This is a genomic window from Pseudomonadota bacterium (assembly GCA_039193195.1).
Classification (GTDB): Bacteria; Pseudomonadota; Gammaproteobacteria; order Steroidobacterales; family JBCBZW01; genus JBCBZW01.
In genome coordinates, this window is record JBCCWS010000002.1 from 282,066 (window position 1) to 302,170 (window position 20,105).

18 protein-coding genes are annotated in these 20,105 nt (G+C 65.4%); 16 read left to right on the top strand and 2 right to left on the bottom strand.

Annotated features, from left to right (window positions below; genetic code table 11):
* Position 1: 1 nt before the first annotated feature.
* Positions 2-3,394, bottom strand: coding sequence for a transglutaminase family protein (locus AAGA68_03495; protein ID MEM9384098.1), 3,393 nt, complete (start codon positions 3,392-3,394; stop codon positions 2-4).
* A gap of 169 nt (positions 3,395-3,563) precedes the next feature.
* Between AAGA68_03495 and AAGA68_03500 the strand changes: the two genes are divergently transcribed.
* From AAGA68_03500 to AAGA68_03525, 6 genes are read left to right on the top strand one after another with little or no spacing between them, the layout of a single operon-like run.
* Entirely contained in the window at positions 3,564-5,057 is a 1,494-nt protein-coding gene (locus AAGA68_03500) for a circularly permuted type 2 ATP-grasp protein (GenBank protein MEM9384099.1), read from the top strand.
* A gap of 25 nt (positions 5,058-5,082) precedes the next feature.
* Positions 5,083-6,069, top strand: coding sequence for an alpha-E domain-containing protein (locus tag AAGA68_03505; protein ID MEM9384100.1), 987 nt, complete (start codon positions 5,083-5,085; stop codon positions 6,067-6,069).
* Between the two features lie 47 nt (positions 6,070-6,116).
* The gene (locus AAGA68_03510) at positions 6,117-6,845 is read left to right on the top strand and encodes a proteasome-type protease (GenBank protein ID MEM9384101.1); all 729 of its coding nucleotides are present in this window, start codon (positions 6,117-6,119) and stop codon (positions 6,843-6,845) included.
* Between the two features lie 22 nt (positions 6,846-6,867).
* Positions 6,868-7,539, top strand: a complete 672-nt coding sequence (gene rsmG, locus AAGA68_03515; GenBank protein ID MEM9384102.1) for a 16S rRNA (guanine(527)-N(7))-methyltransferase RsmG — start codon at positions 6,868-6,870, stop codon at positions 7,537-7,539.
* 49 nt (positions 7,540-7,588) lie between these two features.
* Positions 7,589-8,431, top strand: coding sequence for a ParA family protein (locus tag AAGA68_03520; GenBank protein ID MEM9384103.1), 843 nt, complete (start codon positions 7,589-7,591; stop codon positions 8,429-8,431).
* Positions 8,428-9,366, top strand: a complete 939-nt coding sequence (locus AAGA68_03525; protein ID MEM9384104.1) for a ParB/RepB/Spo0J family partition protein — start codon at positions 8,428-8,430, stop codon at positions 9,364-9,366. The genes AAGA68_03520 and AAGA68_03525 overlap by 4 nt, the downstream gene beginning before the upstream one ends.
* A 12-nt stretch (positions 9,367-9,378) precedes the next feature.
* Here AAGA68_03525 and AAGA68_03530 read toward each other — a convergent pair whose 3' ends face one another.
* On the bottom strand, positions 9,379-11,442 hold the full coding sequence (locus AAGA68_03530) for a S46 family peptidase (protein ID MEM9384105.1): 2,064 nt from the start codon (positions 11,440-11,442) through the stop codon (positions 9,379-9,381).
* A gap of 647 nt (positions 11,443-12,089) precedes the next feature.
* Between AAGA68_03530 and AAGA68_03535 the strand changes: the two genes are divergently transcribed.
* The 10 genes from AAGA68_03535 (at position 12,090) to AAGA68_03580 (ending at position 19,851) form a co-directional block, all read left to right on the top strand.
* Positions 12,090-12,443 (top strand): ATP synthase subunit I, encoded by a 354-nt coding sequence (locus AAGA68_03535; protein MEM9384106.1) that lies wholly within the window; start codon positions 12,090-12,092, stop codon positions 12,441-12,443.
* 8 nt (positions 12,444-12,451) lie between these two features.
* The gene (gene atpB / locus AAGA68_03540) at positions 12,452-13,315 is read left to right on the top strand and encodes a F0F1 ATP synthase subunit A (protein ID MEM9384107.1); all 864 of its coding nucleotides are present in this window, start codon (positions 12,452-12,454) and stop codon (positions 13,313-13,315) included.
* Between the two features lie 78 nt (positions 13,316-13,393).
* The gene (atpE, locus tag AAGA68_03545) at positions 13,394-13,651 is read left to right on the top strand and encodes a F0F1 ATP synthase subunit C (protein ID MEM9384108.1); all 258 of its coding nucleotides are present in this window, start codon (positions 13,394-13,396) and stop codon (positions 13,649-13,651) included.
* 169 nt (positions 13,652-13,820) lie between these two features.
* On the top strand, positions 13,821-14,291 hold the full coding sequence (locus AAGA68_03550) for a F0F1 ATP synthase subunit B (protein MEM9384109.1): 471 nt from the start codon (positions 13,821-13,823) through the stop codon (positions 14,289-14,291).
* A 3-nt stretch (positions 14,292-14,294) separates the two neighbouring features.
* Positions 14,295-14,831 (top strand): F0F1 ATP synthase subunit delta, encoded by a 537-nt coding sequence (locus tag AAGA68_03555; GenBank protein MEM9384110.1) that lies wholly within the window; start codon positions 14,295-14,297, stop codon positions 14,829-14,831.
* Positions 14,832-14,871: 40 nt separating this feature from the next.
* Positions 14,872-16,413, top strand: coding sequence for a F0F1 ATP synthase subunit alpha (atpA, locus tag AAGA68_03560; protein MEM9384111.1), 1,542 nt, complete (start codon positions 14,872-14,874; stop codon positions 16,411-16,413).
* A gap of 41 nt (positions 16,414-16,454) precedes the next feature.
* Positions 16,455-17,318: a F0F1 ATP synthase subunit gamma gene (gene atpG, locus AAGA68_03565; GenBank protein MEM9384112.1), complete on the top strand. Its 864-nt coding sequence runs from the start codon at positions 16,455-16,457 to the stop codon at positions 17,316-17,318.
* A gap of 91 nt (positions 17,319-17,409) precedes the next feature.
* Positions 17,410-18,789, top strand: a complete 1,380-nt coding sequence (atpD, locus tag AAGA68_03570) for a F0F1 ATP synthase subunit beta (GenBank protein MEM9384113.1) — start codon at positions 17,410-17,412, stop codon at positions 18,787-18,789.
* Positions 18,790-18,827: 38 nt separating this feature from the next.
* Positions 18,828-19,247 (top strand): F0F1 ATP synthase subunit epsilon, encoded by a 420-nt coding sequence (locus AAGA68_03575; protein MEM9384114.1) that lies wholly within the window; start codon positions 18,828-18,830, stop codon positions 19,245-19,247.
* A 103-nt stretch (positions 19,248-19,350) separates the two neighbouring features.
* Positions 19,351-19,851: an acyl-CoA thioesterase gene (locus AAGA68_03580; protein ID MEM9384115.1), complete on the top strand. Its 501-nt coding sequence runs from the start codon at positions 19,351-19,353 to the stop codon at positions 19,849-19,851.
* Positions 19,852-20,105: the final 254 nt, after the last annotated feature.

The following is a 20,105-nucleotide window of genomic DNA, read 5'->3' on the forward strand; positions in this document are numbered from 1 at the left end:
CCTAGGACTGCAAGCGCAGGTCTAGGGTGGAAGGGAACTCATCGGCTCGTTTGGGTTCGCGCACCTGCACGGTGGCGGGCGCATGGCCGAAGGGCTCGAAGCGAGCTAGGCGTCGTCCTTCGGCTTCGCGTGCGTTCACGGGCTGCGAGTCGTAGTTGCGACCACCGGGATGGCTCGCGTGATAGGTGCAGCCGCCGATCGATCGACCCTCGGCCAAGTCCACCACGTCGAACACGAGTGGCGCATGCGGTGGGACGTGGGGATGTAGGCAGGTAGCGGGCCACCAGGCGCGGAAGCGCACTCCCGCGATCGACTCGTGAGGCGCGTCCGTGGGGGTGAGCGGCAGACGATAGCCATTACAGGTCACGGCTAGGCGATCGTCCGTTGCCCCGAGCACTCTGACCTGCAGGCGTTCCACGGAGCTGTCGACGAAGCGCGTCGTGCCGCCGGGCACGCCCTCTTCTCCGAGCACGTGCCAGGGCTCCAAGGCTGCGCGCAGCTCGAGGGTGATCCCGCCGTAGCTGGCGCTCCCAAAGCAGGGGAAGCGCGACTCGAGCAGGGCAGCGAACCAGTCGCGCTCCAGGGGCAGCTGCAGGCGATGGTTGACAAAGTCGATCACCTCGCCCAGGTCTTGCCAGAGGTAATACGGCAGCAGGTAGCGGTCGTGCAGCTCCGTCCCGAAGCGCTTCAGAGGCTCGCGGAACGGCGATCGCCAAAGGGCAGCGATCACGGACCGCACGAGCAGCTGTTGCGCGAGGGCCAGGCGCGGGTGGGGCGCCATCTCGAAGGCGCGCAGCTCCAGCAGCCCGAGGCGGCCGGTGGGGCCGTCCGGGGAGAACAGCTTGTCGATGCAGATCTCGGCCCGGTGCGTATTGCCTGTCACGTCCGTCAGGAGGTTGCGGAACAGGCGATCGACGCGCCAGGGCGGACAATCCTGACCGGATGCCAGGTGCGGTTCGGGCACGGCGTCGAGGGCTAGCTCAAGTTCGTAGAGGCTGTCCTGACCTGCCTCGTCCACCCGCGGCGCCTGACTCGAGGGTCCCACGAACAGGCCGGTGAAGAAGTACGCGAGGCTCGGGTGGTGCTGGAAGAAGCGCACCATGGAGGCGAGCAGGTCTGGGCGGCGCAGGAAGGGGCTGTCCGCGGGAGTTGCCGCGCCCATCACTAGGTGCGCGCCGCCACCTGAGCCGATGGCCCGGCCGTCGAGGCTGTAGCGCACGGGGTCGAGGCCACACTCGCGTGCGCAGGCGTAGGCGTTCTCGGTCACCTCGCAAAGGGCCGGCCAGGACGCTGCGGGCTGCACGTTGAGCTCCACCACCCCGGGATCCGGCGTCACCTTCAGCACCTGCAGGCGCGGGTCGGGTGGCGGGGGATAGCCTTCGAGGCGCACGGGCAGCTCCAACTCGGCGGCGATATCTTCGACCGCGGCGATCAAGTCGACATAGGCGTCGGCGCTACTGACCGGTGGCAGGAAGACGTGCAATACGCCGTCGCGAGGCTCGACCGTTAGCGCTGTGCGCACAGCTGCCCCAGGCGTGTCGGGAACGAAGGCTCCCCCACCCTGCGCATTGACGTTCGCGAAGGTGGCCTCCTGTTCGTCCGGCCTCGTTGCTGCGGCCGGCCGGCGCTGGAAGCGCGGCGGTGGCAACGCGCCTCGCGGCGCGAAGGGATCGAGGGGATGAACGTGCGGGTACTGATCCTCGGCGATCCAGGACAGCGAACGCAGGGGCAGGCGGAAGCCCGCCCGGCTGTCGCCCGGCAGCAGAAACAAGTGTCCTCGTCGCGTTTGCCACCGTTCGCTGCGCCAGCGCTGGCTCGATCGGCGCCGGCGTCGATCGCGCGGGGCGGCCTGGGCCTGGGCTTCCTGCAGCGGCAGGACGAAACCCGCGGGCTGGCCCAGGCCCCGCTCGAACACGCGCGCCAGGCGGGCGCGCTCCATGGGGTCTTCGAGGCGGTTGTTCTCCGGCGCCACGTTCTCAGGCAAGCGCTGCTCTGCCAGCAAGAACTCGCCGGGATCCTCGTAGATCGGCTGGCCGCAGTCAGCATCGACGTCCAGTGCTTCGCAAAGGGAGCGTATGAAGCTACCGGCGTCCGCGGGGCCCGCTTGGCCCTGCTCGCCCGCGATCAGCTCTGGCGTGGTCCACAGGGGTTCGCCGTCCGTGCGCCAGTAGAGCGCGTAACCCCAGCGCGGCAGGGGTTCGCCGGGGTACCACTTGCCCTGGCCGTGCTGCAGCAGCCCGTCGGGCGCGAAGCGCTTGCCCAGCCTGCGGATCAGCGCGTCCGCGTACTGTCGTTTGGTAGGGCCCACGGCCGCCGTGTTCCATTCATCCGCTTCGCGATCGCTATCGGCGACGAAAGTGGGCTCGCCGCCCATGGTCAGCCGCACGTCGTCCCGGCGCAGGATGTCGTCCACCCGTAGGCCGACATCGTTCAGTCGGGCCCACGCGCGGTCGTCGATCGGTGCGGTGACGCGCGGTCGCTCGGCGAGGCGGGTGATCGTCATCTCGACCTCGAAGTCGACCTCGCAGGGCTCAAGGTTGCCGGCGATCGGTGCCGCGGACTGGGGCGTCGGCGTCGCTGCGAGGGGAATATGCCCTTCGCCGGCGGCGAGGCCGGAGGTCGGATCGAGGCCCACCCAGCCAGCGCCGGGCACGTAGCACTCAGCCCAGGCGTGGAGGTCCGTGAAGTCCTCGGCCGGTCCGGGCGCACCGTCGAGGTCTGGCTCGTCCCAGGTGAGCTGGATTAGATAGCCGGACACGAAGCGCGCAGCGAGGCCGAGCTCGCGCAGCAGTGCGACCAGCAGCCAGCCCGAGTCCCGGCAGGAGCCCGTGGCGAGTGAGAGGGTCTGCTCCGGCCTCTGCACGCCCGGTTCTTCACGGATCGTGTAGGCGATGCGCTCGCGCAGCTCGCGGTTGAGGTCGACGAGGAAATCCACGGTGCTGCGTCGATCCTCTTGCACCCCGCCCCGCGAGGCCTCGTAGGCAGCCCGCGCGTCTTGCACCAGGGCAGCGAACCGTTTGCCAGGCTCCTTCACGCGTTCCAGGTAGGGCGCGAGCTCCTTACTGAGGGCTGGCGGGTAATCGAAGGGGACATGGTAGGCGTACTTCTCGACGAAGAAGTCGAAGGGGTTGAGCGCCTGCAGGTCGGCGATCACCTCGACCGCCACCTCTAGGTGGTCCACTGGCTCGGGAAAGACCAGACGGGCGAGGTAGTTGCCGAAGGGGTCTTGCTGCCAGTTTAGGAAGTGATCCCCCGGCGAGACCTTCATCGAGTAGCTCTGGATGGTGGTGCGTGCATGGGGCGCCGGCCGCAGGCGCACCACCTGGGGATGCACTGTGATGCGGCGGTCGTAGTGATAACGAGTGCGATGGCTGAGGGCGACGCGGATGGTCATGGGAGTCTCGTGTACGATGAAAGCGCGCCAACGATGCGATCTTGGGCGGCGAGAGAATTGCGCTTAAAGTGCCGCGTTTATCGCGCCCCGTCGACCCTGCGCGGCAGGCTTTGCCCTGTGCACTAGGCGGGTGCGCCGCCCTTCCCGAGTACCGAGTGAGATTCCCGCCGTGTTCGACGAGATGTTCAACCAAGCGCCCGATCACGTGCGGCCGCCCTACGCAGCTGTGAAGCGTTGGTTGGATGCGGTGGACGGCGCCGCTCTTTGCGCCCGTCAGCGCGAGGCGGAATCTGTTTTCCGTCGCCTTGGAATAAGCTTCGCGGTGCACGGTCCCGGGGCGGCGGAAGATCACGAGCAGCCGGTACCCTTCGATGTGTTGCCACGCGTGTTCTCCGCACAGGAATGGCGGCCGCTTGAAGACGGCCTGAAGCAACGTGCCAGGGCGATCAATGCGTTTCTCGCCGACGCCTACGGCGAACAGGAGATTGTGGCCGCGGGTGTGCTCCCTAGCGAGGTGATCACCGGCTGTCGGGCGTGGCGCCCGCAGCTGCGCGGGGTGTGGGCGCCAGGCGGCGCTCACGCCCACGTGGTAGCGATCGATGTCGCTCGCCTGGATGAATCACGCTTCGTCGTGGTGGAGGACAACTGCCGAATTCCCTCCGGTGTGTCGTACATGCTCGAAGACCGTGAGACGATGACTCAGCTGTTCCCTGATCTGATCCATCGCTCCGGGGCACGTCGGATCGACGACTATCCCCGACGCCTACATGATCTCCTAGCTGACTGTCGACCGGCGCACGCGTCGGATCGCGAGTCCGTTACCGTTGTGCTCACCCCAGGCGCTGGCAATAGTGCTTACTACGAGCATTTTTACCTGGCCGACCAGATGGGTGTGGAACTCGTGGAAGGGGCGGACCTGCACGTCGAAGGCGGGCAGGTGTGGGTTCGCACGACGGCAGGCCCGCAAGCGGTTGACGTCATCTATCGCCGTATCGGCGACGACTACTTGGATCCGCTCGCAGGGAAACGCGATTCCCTGATTGGCGTACCCGGTCTGATGCAGGCCTACCGCGAGGGGCGGGTGAGCATCGTCAACGCGCCAGGCTGTGGCCTGGCGGACGACAAGTCCGTCTTTCCCTTTGTCCCCGAGATGATTCGCTTTTACCTGGGAGAAGAGCCGCTGCTGGAGAGCGCCGCGACCTGGCGGTGCTCTGAGCCGGACGCGCTCGCCTACGTGCTTGACCACCTCGCCGAGCTTGTGATCAAACCGGTCGACGGTGCCGGTGCCGAAGGAGTGGTGGTAGGGCCCCAGGCCGACGAGCTGCTGCTCGACACCGTCGGGTCGCGCCTGCGCGCGGCGCCAGCGGCGTACATTGCACAAGAGACCTTGCCCCTATCGCGTTGCCCGCGACTGCTGGCACCGGTGCGCAATGAGGCGCACGAGACAGACGCGGATATCGCCTTGCCCCTGGGCGGCAAGCCCGATGAGCAACCTCAGTTCGAGTCACGTCACGTAGACTTCCGCGGCTATGTCCTGTGTTCGTCCAGCACCATCGACGTGTTGCCCGGCGGCCTCACCCGCGTCGCCCAGGACGATAGATCGTTGATCGTGAATACCCGCACGGGAGGCGGCGTGAAGGATACGTGGGTGCTGCGAGAATGAGCGGATTCTCCATAGCTAATAAGAAATGTTAGGTAGAGCGGCCGATGCCTTGTACTGGATGGGTCGCTACGTGGAGCGAGCCGACAATCTCGCGCGCCTGATCGACGTCGGGCGTCGCACGGCGGTGGCACCAAGCCCGCAAGCGAGCGACTGGGAAGACATCATTCGTTCCTCTGGCTGCGCCGAGCCCTTCTTCGCGCGCTACGACCAGGCAAACCGCGATACGGTCGTCCAGTTTCTGCTCTATGCCGATGACAGCGACTGCAGTATCCGAAGCTGCCTGAGCCTGGCGCGCAACAACGCGCGCGTCGTGCGCACCTCGCTCACGGCCGAGATGTGGGAAGTGATCGATGGTGCCTGGCGCACGGTGCAACGCTGGGATCACCAGCGCCGCCGCAGCGAAGAGCTGCGCGCAACCTTAAGTTGGATCAAGCGCCGCTGTGCGCTGTTTCGCGGGGTTACCGAGTCTACGGTGCTGCGCCACGAGGGCTACGACTTTCTCAACCTCGGCACCTACCTGGAACGGGCCGACTGCACGGCGCGCATCCTCGACGTACGGCACACAGCCTTGGACAGTAGTCTGGGGGCTGACGGCGACTCGCTGCGCACGGTGGAGGCAGGCGCTCGCCACCATTGGATCGCCATCCTGCGCGCCTCAAGTTCCGTGCGCGCCTATCACTGGGCCTACCGCAGCGACTACCGCCCTGACCATATCGTGGATCTCCTGGTGCTTAACGCCTACTGCTCCCGCTCGCTGGGTCACTGCCTAGAAGCGGCCAGCGAGCGCCTGGAGCGCCTAGCACGCATCTACGCGCGCCGCCTCGAGTGCCACACCTTGAGTCGCGGCCTACTGGACGAGCTCCGCGGCGACGGCCTGGCCGGCGAGCTCACCGACAACCTCCACGGCTTCCTCTCGGACTTCATCGCGCGCAACAACGCCCTGTCCAATCAGATCGCCCTCGACTACCATTTCTCGCCCCCGCTGAGGCGGGCCGCCACGGCAGCGGGCTAGACTGTCCGCGTCGACCTGGAACCGACGCCAGCGAGGACCCTGGGACCATGACGTATTGCGTAGCGCTGCGCCTGAACGCCGGCCTGGTAATGCTATCCGACACGCGCACCAACGCCGGCGTGGATGACATCGCCAAGTTCCGCAAGATGTTCGCCTGGAACGTGCCGGGCGAGCGCGCCTTCGTCTTAATGACGGCGGGCAACCTGGCGATCACCCAGTCGGTGATCTCCCTGCTGCAGGAGCGTATCGACAACGACGACGGCAACGGCCATCTCTACAGTGCTCGCAGTGTGTATCGCATGGCAGAGCTGATCGGCGATGCTATGCGCGAGGTGCAGGAACGGTTTGGACCGGGCTTGCGAGCGATGAACGAGTCGACGCTCGCCTCCATCGTCCTCGCAGGGCAAATCGAGGGCGGGGAGCCACGCCTGTTCATGATCTACGCCGCGGGGAACTTCATCGAGGCGACCGAGGACACGCCGTTCTTCCAGATCGGATCGCACAGGTATGGCAAGCCCATTCTAGACCGGGTGATCGAGCCGGAAACCACCTTGAATGACGGCATTACGGCGGCGCTCTTGAGCATGGACTCCACCTTGCGTTCGGACTTGACCGTCGGGATGCCTCTGGACCTCGCCGTATTACCTAACGGAGCCTTTGAGTTTTCCATCCATCGCCGCATCGAGAGCGACGACCCGAGCTTCCGCGCCCTGAGCGACGCGTGGTCCATGGCGATCCGCGACGCTTTCGTGAAGATGCGCGAGATCCCCAAGTAGCGCTGTGAATGAGGCAGCCGGGATGCAGAAGATCGGTGATGTCGACCGCTGTGAGATAAGAGATTCATTGAGTGAAGGGATTGCCGCGCTCGGCCTCACCGCGATCAAGCCAGCGACGGATGCGCTGATCGACTACCTGGCGCTACTGCATCGCTGGAATCGCGCTTACAACCTCACTGGCGTGCGCGGCCCCCGGGAGATGGTCAGTCGCCACCTGCTGGACAGCCTGGCGATCCAGCCGCACCTTACCGGCGAGCGCATCTTGGACGTCGGCACGGGGGCGGGCATGCCGGGCATGATCCTGGCCTTGGCGTTCCCCGACTCGCTGCACGCGACCCTGCTGGATCCCGCCGCTAAGCGCATCCGCTTCCTGCACGAGGTGCAGCTTCGCCTCAAACCGCTTAACGTGGCGCTGGTCCGCGCGCGGGTCGAGGAGGCTGAGCTGGCGCCCGGCACCTTCGGTACGGTCACCTGCCGCGCGTTTAGCAGCCTCGCCCAGTTCGTCACGTCCAGTGCGCATCTGGTGGCGAGCGACGGGTGCCTGCTGGCGATGAAGGGTGAGCGCGCCGCTGAGGAAATCGCTGCGTTGTCCCCGCCTTGGCGCGAGCGAGCCGAGGTGATCGCGCTCGATGTGCCCGGGCTGGCGGCCCAGCGCTACCTGGTGCGCTTGGCGATGCCAGCCTCGGTGACCTGATGCGGTGACGGGCGCCACGGCACGGCGAAGCATGCGACACTGATGCGCTATGAGCAGAATCGTCGCCATCGCCAACCAGAAGGGCGGGGTCGGGAAAACCACCACCTCGGTCAACCTCGCCGCGAGCCTGGCGGACGTGGGCGCACGCGTGCTGTTGATCGACCTGGACGCCCAGGGCAACGCTACCATGGGCTGCGGCATCGACAAGCACGACCTCGACCATTCAGTGACCGACGTGCTGACCCGCGAGGCCGCGGCAGCACAAGCGATCCAGCGCGTAGAAGAGTTCGGCTTCGACGTCATGCCGTCCAACGACGATCTCACCCTCGCCGATGTCTCGCTCCTGCGCGAGGGTGGGGGCGAGGACACCCTGGCCAAGGCCCTGGCCGAGGTCAGCGAGCGCTATGACTTCATGCTGATCGACTGCCCGCCGGCCCTGAGCATGCTCACGGTGAACGCCCTCTCGGCGGCCACCGGCGTGATCATCCCGATGCAGTGCGAGTACTATGCGCTCGAAGGGCTCACGGCCCTGATCAATTCCATCGAGCGGATCCGCCAGGCGGTGAATCCGCAGCTGCGGATCCAGGGCATTCTTCGCACCATGTTCGACCCACGTAACAACCTGGCCAACGACGTTTCCGGGCAGCTGGCCCTGCATTTCGGCGATCGCCTCTACAGCACCGCGATCCCGCGCAACGTGCGCCTGGCCGAGGCGCCAAGTTTTGGCCGTCCGGTGCTCTTCTACGATCCCCAGTCCCGCGGCGCCCTAGCCTACCGCGCCCTGGCTGACGAGGTGTTGCAGCAGGCTGGCTTGCAAGCGATGCCGACGGCGGCCGCGGCGAGCCCTGAGCCGACGCCGGCCGACGTTCAATCCGGGGGGAGCCAGCCATGAGTGCCAAGCGACGAGGTCTCGGCCGCGGCTTGGACGCCCTGCTCGGCGATTCCGCCACGCGCAAGGCGCCACCCGTGAGCGACGCCGGTGACGCGCCGGCGCCCGCGCCTGCAGCGACACAGTCCGATCAGGGCGAGCGTGTCGAGCAGCTCGGCGTAGAGCGTTTGCAGCGCGGCGAGTACCAGCCTCGCTCGGATATGCGCAAGGAGTCCCTGGAGGAGCTGGCTGCCTCGATCGCCAAGCAGGGCATCATGCAGCCGATCGTCGCGCGCCCGATCAGCGGCAAGGGCGCGAACGCGCGCTACGAGATCATCGCTGGCGAGCGCCGCTGGCGCGCCGCCCAGCTCGCCGGTTTGTCCAAGGTGCCTGTGATCATCCGCCAGGTGCCGGACGAAACGGCCCTCGCGATGGCACTGATCGAGAACATCCAGCGCGAGAACCTCAATCCGCTCGAAGAAGCACGCGCGCTTATCCGCTTAGTGGATGAGTTTGGTCTCACCCACGCGGAAGCTGCCGAGGCCGTTAGCCGCTCTCGCGCCGCCGTCTCCAATCTCTTGCGCCTGTTAGATTTAGACGACGCGGTGAAGGAGCGCTTGGAACGGCGCGAGCTCGAGATGGGCCACGCCCGCGCCCTACTGCCCCTGTCGGGGCGCGAGCAGGCGCGGGTGGCGGCGCAGGTGGTGGAAGGCCGTCTCTCCGTGCGGCAAGCGGAGCAGTTGGTGCGCCAGGTGCAGAAGGCGGCAGCCGCCGCCGAGGCGGGCGCCAAGGCGAACGAGCACGAGGGCGATCGTGACATCGCCCGCCTAGAGGAAGAGTTGAGCGAGCAGCTTGGCGCCGCCGTCAAGATTCGTCACTCGGCAAAGGGCCGAGGCTCACTCAGCATCGCCTACAACAGCCTCGACGAGCTCGAAGGCATCCTCGACCACATCAAGTAGACCGCCCCACGCCTAAGGGACGACCGTGAGCTCCTTCAGTAGGTGCTCGGCGCCGTACACTTTCTCCAAGGCCTCGAGCATGATTGCCGTGTCCACGCCCACGGTGCGGTTGGTCGTCTCATCGAACCAGAAATCGCCCGCGATGGAGTGGATGTTGCCGTCGAAGGCGAGGCCCACTAGGCGGCCGTCGGCCGCGATGATCGGACTGCCCGAGTTGCCCCCGGTGATGTCGGTGGTTGCCACGAAGTTAAAGCGCGTGTCGTCGGCTAATCGCTCGCGGGCACCCTCCCAGGAGGCGGGTAGTAGGAAGGGCCGCTCCCCCGTGGCGCGCTCGAAGAGCCGTGCCGTGCGAGTGAAAGGGCCGATCGTCTCGCCGCGTTCCTCCCAGCTCTGCACCGCGCCGTACGTCGCGCGCAGGGTGAAGGTTGCGTCAGGGTAGGTGTCCGTGCCGTATGCGGCGAAGCGCGCGTCGGCCAGCATCTCCGTACCGCGTACCTGGGGCGCCTCTACGTCGGTCTCGTAGCGCTCGCGCAGGGCGCGTGCCTTGGGTTCGATGCGCCGCGCCAGCGCGATCATCGGATCGTCGCTCGCGTCGATGGCCTCTCGACCGTCCACCCACAGTGCCTTTCGCACCTCGGGATCACCGAGCTTGGAACCGTCGACGAGGGACTGCGCTAAGGACTCGGGCGAGGCGCTCCCCAGAATGAGCTTCACGTACTCGCTGTCGGGGCCAAGACTCTCCCGTAGCTTAGCTAGGGAAAATCGTAGGCGGAGCTTCTCGTAGTCGGTATTGATTGGCCGCGCCGCCAGCAGGCGTTGCTCCCTTTGAGGCAGGGCGGCCTCGGTGAATTCGCGATAGCGTTCGGTGTTGGGTTTCTCCCGTTCGATGGAGGCGCGGACCAGCGTGCGGGCATAGCCGTACAAATCACCCTGCAGGCCTGCCGCATATTCGATGTACAGATGCTCATCATGAATGTTGCGGTACGCGGTAATCGCCTCCTCGATGAGCGTCCAGGCCTCACCGTAGGCTTCGCGCAGTTTGGGGTCGTCGTCGACGGCCTTGCGCAGAGCGTTTTCGGCATCGACCTTGCGCGCCATGTTCTCGCTGTCGAGAAGGGCGCGCAGAGCGTTGCGACGCACCTTCAAGCCGTTTTCGATGCCGAGGATGCGCTGCTGCACCGTGCGGGCGGCCTCATCGCTCGTCAGAGCCCACTCCAGCATGCGCCCGCGCAGCTCCGAATAGCGCTCGATAAATGCGGGGTATTCCACCTCGCGCAGCATCGCGAGCTCCGCGACGGTGAGGGACCTGGAGGTGCTGCCCGGGTGGCCGGTGATGATCACCGGGTCACCGCCTTCGGGACCGGTCGCACGCCAAGCGAGATAATTAGGTGTTTTGGCTGGGTTGCCGTCGGCGTCGTAGACCCGTAGGAAGGACATGTCCAGGCACCAGCGGGGGAAGTTGAAGTTGTCCGGGTCGCCTCCGAAGGCACCGATGTCGAGTTCCGGCGCGAAGGCCAAGCGCACATCGTCATAGCGCTGGTAGCTGTAGATGAAGTACTGGCCGCCGTTGTAGAGGGTCACGGCCTCGCAGCGAAGGTTGCTGGCATCGTCACTGCATGCGCTCTCCAGCGCCGTTAGCTTGGCCTTTCGTGCGTCGTTCGCCTGAGCGTCCGGAAGGTCGGCGGCGGCCGCGCGGATCTGCTCGGTGACGTTCTCGTAGTTCACCAGAACGGACACCTGCTGGCCTGGGCAGCGCAGCTCCTCCTCGCGGCTGGCGGCGAGAAAGCCCTCGTCGGAGAGATTCCGCTCTGCGCTGGAGAGATTGCGCACACAGCCCCACACGCAGTGGTTATTGGTCAGCACCAGACCGTCGCCGGAGGCGAAGGAGCCGGTGCAGCCGTTCTCGAGGCGCGCGGTGGCCAGGCGCGCATCGCGCAGCCAGGCATCGTCGATCTGCACCCCGTAGCGCTCGGCTACGGCCTGACTCGGGAAGTTGTCCAAGGTCCACATGCCTTCGTCGGCGAGGCTCAGGGCGGGCAGCGTGAGGACGACAAGGGCAGCGCGTGACGCGTACATGCGAGGCTCCAGGGAGAATTGGGAGCGGCAAGGATAGTGGCTCGTCGGGAGTGGCACACCCCTATCTCCGCGCTGATCTCCGTGTCGCGATAGCTGGCGGCGGGGTTTACGGCCGGTCTGCGGCTCGCAGCAGGCTGCGCCGGGCGAGTTGCGTTGCGTGCAGACCGTTGTTGCGCACAACACTGCTGCCGCCGGTCCGGGAACCCGGTCTTTGCGCATGCGATGTGTCTGCCCCAGCGCGGTGTGGGCCGGGCCATGCGGGCGAGTTCTGTCACCCGCCGAGCGCGTTCGACCTTCGTAAGACCCTGGAAATCTGAGGGACACCGGGTGACGGCCATGAGCGAGCTCTAGCGCTCATTCCGGCGCCGCTGAGCGGCTTGCGGCAAACACCTACAGCGCGGTGACGCACCGCGACGAATTGCTGTTGTGGGAGTCCAGACCGCTCTCTATAATGCCGTCGCCCCGGTAGGGGTCTGGAGCCATTTCGCTCCGCCTACGTACCGGAACGGCTGCGATGATGCGATAAAAATGACGCTTCCTGCGGCAGACGAGCCCATTTCGGTTTCGCGCGATGCGTCCCGAACGGCTTGCCGTCGGTTCCCGCGCCAGGGAGGCGCCTCGCAGCCAACAGTTCTCAGCAGCACGCCGTGAGAGACATCCTCGCCATCCTGCTGATCCAGAGCGCCCTCGGCTGTGCGCTCGCCGCCATCGTCTGGCTGACGGTGGGTGGCGACGCTGCCGCCGCTGCGCTGCTCGGAACGGGGGTCTGCGTGCTTTCCCACGGCTTTTTGGCCGCGAGGCTGCTGCTGAGCCCAGACGCGCGACTGCTGCGAGCGCTGTGGCTGGGCGAGATCGGAAAAATCGCGTTGACGGTGGTCCTCTTCGGGGGCGCGCTCGCAACGCTGCAGCCGCCACCGCTGTGGCTGCTGCTTGGGTACATCGTGGCACAGTTGGGCACCTTCTCGGGCCTGCTGCTGCCGTCGGATAAACGAGGGGCATGAGCGACAACATGGCCGAAGAGACGCACGGTGCGACGGAGGCTGCCGCCCACGGCGGTGAACACGCTGGCGAAGCCGGCAAGACCGTCAACGAGTACATCACCCATCACTTGCAGAACCTCACCGTCTGCACGGATGAGACCGGCATCGTTTGGAATCACTGCTCGGGCAACTTCTGGGCCCTGAACGTCGATTCCATGTTCTTCGCCGTCCTCCTCGGCGGCCTGTTCTGCTTCCTCTTCGGTCGTGTTGCGAAAAACGCCACCACCGGTGTGCCAGGCCGGTTCCAGGCCTTCGTGGAGATCCTCGTCGAGTTCGTCGAGAGCTCGGTGAAGGACATCTACCATGGCGACAGCAAGCTGGTCGCGCCGCTAGCCCTGACCATCTTCGTCTGGGTGTTTCTGATGAACACCATGGACCTGATCCCTGTCGACTGGCTGCCGTGGATTGCCCACGGCGCGGGCATCGAATACCTCAAGGTGGTGCCGACCGCCGACCTCAACGTCACCTTCTCCCTGTCGATCAGCGTGTTCCTTCTGAGCATCTGGTTCGCGGTACGCAAGAAGGGCGTGATGGGTTGGGTGAAGAGCTTCACCATGCATCCGTTCAACCATCCGGCAGCCATCCCCTTCAACATGGCGCTGGAAGTACCTGCCATGCTGGCCAAACCCCTGTCGCACTCGCTGCGCCTGTTCGGCAACCTCTTTGCCGGCGAGCTGATCTTCATCCTGATCGGCCTGCTGGGCTTCTGGCAGGTGCTCGGCCCCCACTTCGCGTGGGCTGTCTTCCATATCCTTGTGATCGTGCTGCAAGCCTTCATCTTCATGATGTTGACCATCGTGTATCTGAGCTTGGCGGAGGCAGACGATCACTAGCTTCATTTCCCGCGATCCTCGGCGAAACGAGGCTCGCATCGACCGTATAACTTGATCTGATCCAGTAGGAGAACTTCGATGGAAACCGTACTCGGCTTCACCGCACTCGCCGTTGCAATCGTGATCGGTCTTGGCGCCCTGGGCGTCGGCCTCGGCATGGGTCTGCTCGGTGGCCGCTTCCTCGAGAGCGCTGCGCGCCAGCCCGAGCTGATGCCGATGCTGCGCACCAACCTGTTCGTGATCGTCGCCCTGCTCGACGCCGTGGCAATTATCGGTGTGGCCATCGGCCTGATCATGCTGTTCGCCAACCCGCTGGTGGCCGTGCTTCAGGGCTAAGCCCGCGGCACTTTTGGCCGGGGCGAGCGCGCTTGAGGGCTGCAGGATCCGAGAGGGCCTGCGCCTGACCCGGGAGGGTCGAGGGCATCGCTCCGGAGGGAGCCGCGACTGAGGTCCTAGCGATCTCGCCGTCGCGTCCTTCGGGTCATTGCGCAGTGGAGAACACAACGTGGATTTCAACAGCACCCTAATCGGTCAGACCATCGCGATGATCATCTTCGTGTGGTTCTGCACGAAGTACATCTGGCCACCGCTCATCGATGCCATCGAGGCCCGTCGCAAGACGATCGCCGACGGTCTGGCAGCGGCCGAACAGGGGCAGAAGGATTTGGAAGCCGCCAGCGCTACCGCCGGCAGCGTCGAGCGTGACGCGCGCGACAAGGCCTCCAAGATCATCTCCGAGGCCGAATCTCGCTACAACGAGATCATGGAGCAGGCACGTACGGATGCCCGCGGCGAACGCGAGCGTCAGCTGGCGGCCGCGCAGGACGAGATCCTGCAGGAGCGCAACCGTGCCCGCGACGAGCTGCGTGCCGAAGTGGCTGGCCTGGCCCTGACCAGCGCCGAGCAGATCGTGCGCCGCGAGATCGACGCGGCAGCACACAAGGACCTGCTCGACGAGCTGGTCGCGAAGATCTAAGCCATGGCAGATCACGCCACCATCGCTCGCCCCTACGCCCGCGCTGCCTTCGATGTGGCCAACGGTGCCGGTCAACTCGGCGTCTGGGCCGATGTGCTGAACATCGCCGCCGCCGCGGTCGCCGATCCTACCGTGCAGGCGCTGCTCGATGATCCGTCGCGCGACCCTGCGGCCCAGGCCGAGTTGCTGCTCGGCCTGTTTCCCGAGGCGCCCGGCTCCGAGGCCGGCAACTTCCTGCGCCTGCTGGCGGACAACGAGCGCCTTGAGGCGCTGCCGGACGTCGCCACGCAGTTCGCCGAGATGAAGGCCGCTGCCGAGCACACGCTCGAGGTGGAGGTCGTCTCCGTCGAGCCGATCGACGAGCAGGCCCGCACCGCCCTGGCCAACGCCCTGCGCGCCCGCCTGGGTCGCGAGGTGCAGCTCAACAACACGCTGGATCCCGAGATCATCGGCGGCGTGGTGGTGAAGGCCGGTGACCTGGTGATCGATGGCTCCGCGCGCGCGCGCCTGGACCGCCTGGCCAGCACGCTGCGCGCATAGCACCGAATACACGAAGGGAATTTGAAAGGAGGTCTGGACCATGTCGTTGAAGGCATCTGAGATCAGCGAGCTCATCAAGGAGCGCATCAAGAACTTCGACGCTGCTGCGGAAGCGCGCAACGTCGGCACCATCACGCTGCTCACGGACGGCATCGTGCGCATCCACGGCCTCGCCGACGTGCAGTACGGTGAGATGATCGAGTTCCCGGGCGACACCTTCGGTCTCGCGCTCAACCTGGAGCAGGACTCGGTCGGCGCCGTGGTCCTCGGCGACTACAAGCACCTCTCCGAAGGCGACACGGCCAAGACCACCGGGCGCATCCTCGAAGTGCCCGTCGGCAAGGGCCTGCTCGGCCGCGTGGTGGATGCCCTGGGCCGTCCCATCGACGGCAAAGGTGAGATCAGCTACGACGGCTACTCGCCGATCGAAAAGGTGGCCCCGGGCGTGATCGCCCGTCAGTCGGTGGATCAGCCCGTGCAGACCGGCCTCAAGGCCATCGACGCCATGGTGCCCGTCGGCCGCGGCCAGCGTGAGCTGATCATCGGCGACCGTCAGACCGGTAAGACCGCCGTCGCCGTCGACGCCATCATCAACCAGAAGGACTCGGGCATCTTCTGTATCTACGTCGCGGTGGGCCAGAAGGCCTCTTCCATCGCCGGCGTGGTGCGCAAGCTGGAAGAGCACGGCGCGATGGAGAACACCATCGTGGTCGCTGCCTCCGCTGCCGAGTCCGCCGCCCTGCAGTACATCGCGCCCTACGCGGGCTGCACCATGGGTGAGTACTTCCGCGACCGCGGTGAAGACGCCCTGATCATTTACGACGATCTGTCCAAGCAGGCCGTCGCCTACCGTCAGGTGTCCCTGCTCCTGCGTCGTCCGCCGGGTCGCGAAGCTTATCCCGGTGACGTGTTCTACCTGCACTCGCGCCTGCTCGAGCGCGCTGCACGGGTGAACGCCGACTACGTGGAGAAGATCACCAACGGTGAGGTGAAGGGCAAGACCGGTTCCCTGACCGCCCTGCCGATCATCGAGACCCAGGCCGGTGACGTGTCCGCCTTCGTGCCGACCAACGTGATCTCCATCACCGACGGTCAGATCTTCCTGGAGTCGGACCTGTTCAACTCCGGCATCCGCCCTGCCATCAACGCCGGCCTCTCCGTGTCGCGTGTGGGTGGTTCGGCGCAGACCAAGATCATCAAGAAGCTCGGCGGCGGTGTGCGTCTGGCCCTGGCCCAGTACCGCGAGCTGGCAGCCTTCTCCCAGTTCGCCTCAGACCTGGACGCAGCCACGCGTAAGCAGCTTGAGCGCGGTAAGCGCGTCATGGAGCTGATGAAGCAGAAGCAGTACGCGCCCCTGAGCGTGGCCGAGATGGCCCTGTCCCTCTTCGCCGTCAACGAGGGCTTCCTCGACGAAGTGCCGGTGGAGAAGGTGGTGGACTTCGAGGCCGCCATGCACGCCCACGCGCGCAGCAACGCCGGCGAGCTGCTGGACAAGATCAACAGCACGGGCAAGTACGACGACGACATCAAGGCCGGTATGAAGGCCGCCGTCGAAGCCTTCGCCACCACGGGCGCCTACTAAGGCTCTCAGGCGAAGCGTACCGCTCGTAACGAGGTTGATCGATGCCAGCAGCTAAGGAAATCCGGACCAAGATCAAGAGTGTGAAGAACACTCAGAAGATCACCAAGGCCATGGAAATGGTGGCCGCCAGCAAGATGCGTAAGGCTCAGCAGCGCATGCAGGCGTCCGTGCCTTACGCCGAGAAGATCCGCACGGTGATCGGTCACGTGGCCGAGGCCAACCCGGATCCGCGCCATCCGTTCCTGGTCGGCCACCCCGAGATCAAGAAGGTCGGCTACATCATCGTGTCCACCGACCGTGGTCTTTGCGGTGCCCTGAACGTCAACTCCTTCCGTACCGCGATGGAGGCGATCGAAAAGGACCGCGAGGCCGGGCGCGAGGTGTCCGTCTGCCTCATCGGCACCAAGGGCATCACCTTCTTCCGCCGCCTCGGCATGGACATCATGTCGAGCACCTCGCAGCTGGGTGACGCGCCGAAGCTGAGCGACCTGATCGGCACCGTGAAGGTGATGCTGGACGCCTACGCGGAAGGCAAGCTCGATCAGCTGAAGCTGGTGCACGCCGAGTTCGTGAACACCATGAGCCAGAAGCCCATGGTGAAGCAGTTGCTGCCGATCGAAGCGGAAGACTCCGAAGACCTTCAGGACAACTGGGACTACATCTTCGAGCCCTCCGCCGAAGCCCTCCTCGACGGCCTGGTCATGCGCTACATCGAAGCGCAGGTGTACCGCGGGGCGGTGGAGAACGTGGCTTGCGAGATGGCCGCACGAATGGTCGCCATGAAGAGCGCATCGGAGAACGCGGGAACGCTGATCAACGATCTGCAGCTCATCTACAACAAGGCGCGCCAGGCGGCGATCACCCAGGAGATCTCGGAGATCGTGAGCGGCGCCGAGGCCGTCTAAGGCTGCGGGCGACGCAACGAACTATCGAATTCATTAATCGAAATCATCAGCCGGCGCGGCCGGCGGAACTGACAAGACAGAGGCGAGAAGTATGAGCGTTGGCAAGACGGTGCAGATCATCGGGGCCGTGGTGGACGTGGAGTTCCCGCGCGATGCCGTGCCCAAGGTTTACGACGCCCTGCGCCTGGAAGAGCGCGGTCTGACCCTCGAGGTGCAGCAGCAGCTCGGCGACGGCATCGTGCGCTGCATCGCCATGGGCGCCAGTGACGGCCTTCAGCGCGGCATGGACGTGTCCAACACGGGCGCCCCGATCTCCGTGCCCGTGGGTCTGAAAACCCTGGGCCGGATCATGGACGTGCTCGGCGATCCCATCGACGAGAAGGGTGACATCGGCGCGGACGAGAGCCGTCCGATCCACCGCTCGCCCCCCGCCTACGAAGACCAGGCACCCGCTACCGAAATTCTGGAGACCGGCATCAAGGTCGTCGACCTGATCATGCCGATCGCCAAGGGCGGTAAGGTCGGCCTGTTCGGCGGTGCCGGTGTGGGCAAGACCGTGACGCTGATGGAGCTCATCAACAACATCGCCAAGGAGCACGGTGGTTACTCCGTGTTCGCCGGCGTGGGTGAGCGAACCCGTGAGGGTAACGATTTCTACCACGAGATGACCGACTCCAAGGTCATCGACAAGGTGGCCCTGGTCTACGGTCAGATGAACGAGCCCCCGGGCAACCGCCTGCGCGTGGCCCTGTCGGGTCTGACCATGGCGGAGTTCTTCCGCGACGAGGGCCGTGACGTCCTCATGTTCGTGGACAACATCTACCGCTACACGCTGGCCGGTACCGAGGTGTCCGCCCTGCTCGGCCGTATGCCCTCCGCCGTGGGTTACCAGCCGACCCTGGCCGAGGAGATGGGTGTGCTCCAGGAGCGCATCACCTCCACCAAGACCGGCTCGATCACCTCCTTCCAGGCCGTATACGTGCCTGCGGATGACCTGACCGACCCGTCCCCAGCGACGACCTTCGCGCACTTGGACGCCACCCTCGTGCTGTCGCGTCAGATCGCTGAGCTCGGCATCTACCCCGCCGTGGACCCGCTCGACTCCACCTCCCGCCAGCTGGATCCGCTGGTCATCGGCCAGGAGCACTACGACACGGCCCGCGCCGTGCAGGGCGTGCTCCAGCGCTACAAGGAGCTGCAGGACATCATCGCGATCCTCGGCATGGACGAGCTCTCCCCTGAGGACAAGCTCACCGTGAGCCGCGCGCGTAAGATCCAGCGCTTCCTGTCCCAGCCCTTCCACGTGGCCGAGCAGTTCACCGGCACGCCGGGTGAGTACGTGTCCCTGAAGGACACGATCCGCGGCTTCCAGTCCATCGTCGACGGCGACCATGACGACCTGCCCGAGCAGGCCTTCTACATGTGCGGCAAGATCGAGATGGCCGTGGAGAAGGCACGGGAGATGAGCTGAGCCTCGCGGCTTAGTTCTTCTACGAAGGAGCCTCAAGCATGAGCACGATTCAGGTCGACATCGTCAGCGCCGAGGGAGAGATCTTCTCAGGTCTGGCGGCCATGGTGTTCGCGTCCGCCCGTGAGGGCGATGTGGGCATCGCGCCCCGCCACGCCCCGCTACTCACAGACCTGCGCCCGGGCGATGTCCGCGTGCAGCTGCCCGAGGGCGGTGAGGAGCTGCACTTTTACGTCTCCGGCGGATCTCTGGAGATCCAGCCGCACTTGATAACAGTGCTGGCGGATACGGTAGTGCGCGCGGCGGATCTGGACGAAGCGGAGGCCGAGGAGGCTATGCGCCGCGCTCAGGACGCCTTGAACGACCAGGCCGCCACCATCGATTGGGCGCGCGCCCAGGCCGAACTGGCCGAAGCGGCTGCCCGTCTGCGCGCGATCCGACGCCTGCGCAAGCAAGGCTGATACCGCTGGAGGCTGCGGCATCACGCCGCGGCCCGTTGTCGCTGGAAGCGGATGCCATGCTCCTCGACGCTAAAGCACCCGAACGGGGGAGCGCACCACCACCATGAGCGATCGACCCCGCAAGTCCCTCACCATGACAGTGCTCATGACCCCGGACACGGCCAACTTCTCTGGCAATGTTCACGGGGGCTCCCTGCTCAAGCTCCTCGATCAGGTGGCGTACGCGTGCGCGGCTCAGTATTGCAAGTCCTACGTCGTGACTGCCTCCCTCGATCACTTAGCCTTCAAGGCGCCGATCAAGGTGGGCGAACTGGTCACGTTTTTGGCGCATGTGAACTTCACAGGGAAGACCTCCATGGAGGTCGGCGTGAAGATCATGACCCAGGATCTGCACACTGACGAGCAGCGCCACGCCTGTAGCTGCTACTTCACCATGGTGGCCAAGGATGACCAGGGCAACTCTCGCGAGGTGCCCCAGCTCGAACCACAGACGGATGTTGAGAAGGCCCTGTTCGAGGCCGGTCGCATGCGCCGTGAGATGCGAAAGGAGATGTTGGAGCGGAATCGAGCCCTTCACGTGGTGGTAGACCAGCCTCTTGACTGACGCTCCGATGCCTCGGCACACCTTGTTAGCTCCTTGATAAACAGCGTGCTTAAGCTGAACTGTTAAGAGAACTAATGTTCTAGAAATTCCTTTTCCTTATCTTGGGTGGACGCAGGCAAGGAGGTGGTTCCCCCTATCAGGTCCACGATGCGATGGGATGGCGGCCCGCGCGCAACCTGGCCTCAGGATAAAAAAGTATTTAGTTTCTAGAACGGCATTACTAGCAAGTTTCGCGCTTCCCTAACACTCGATGC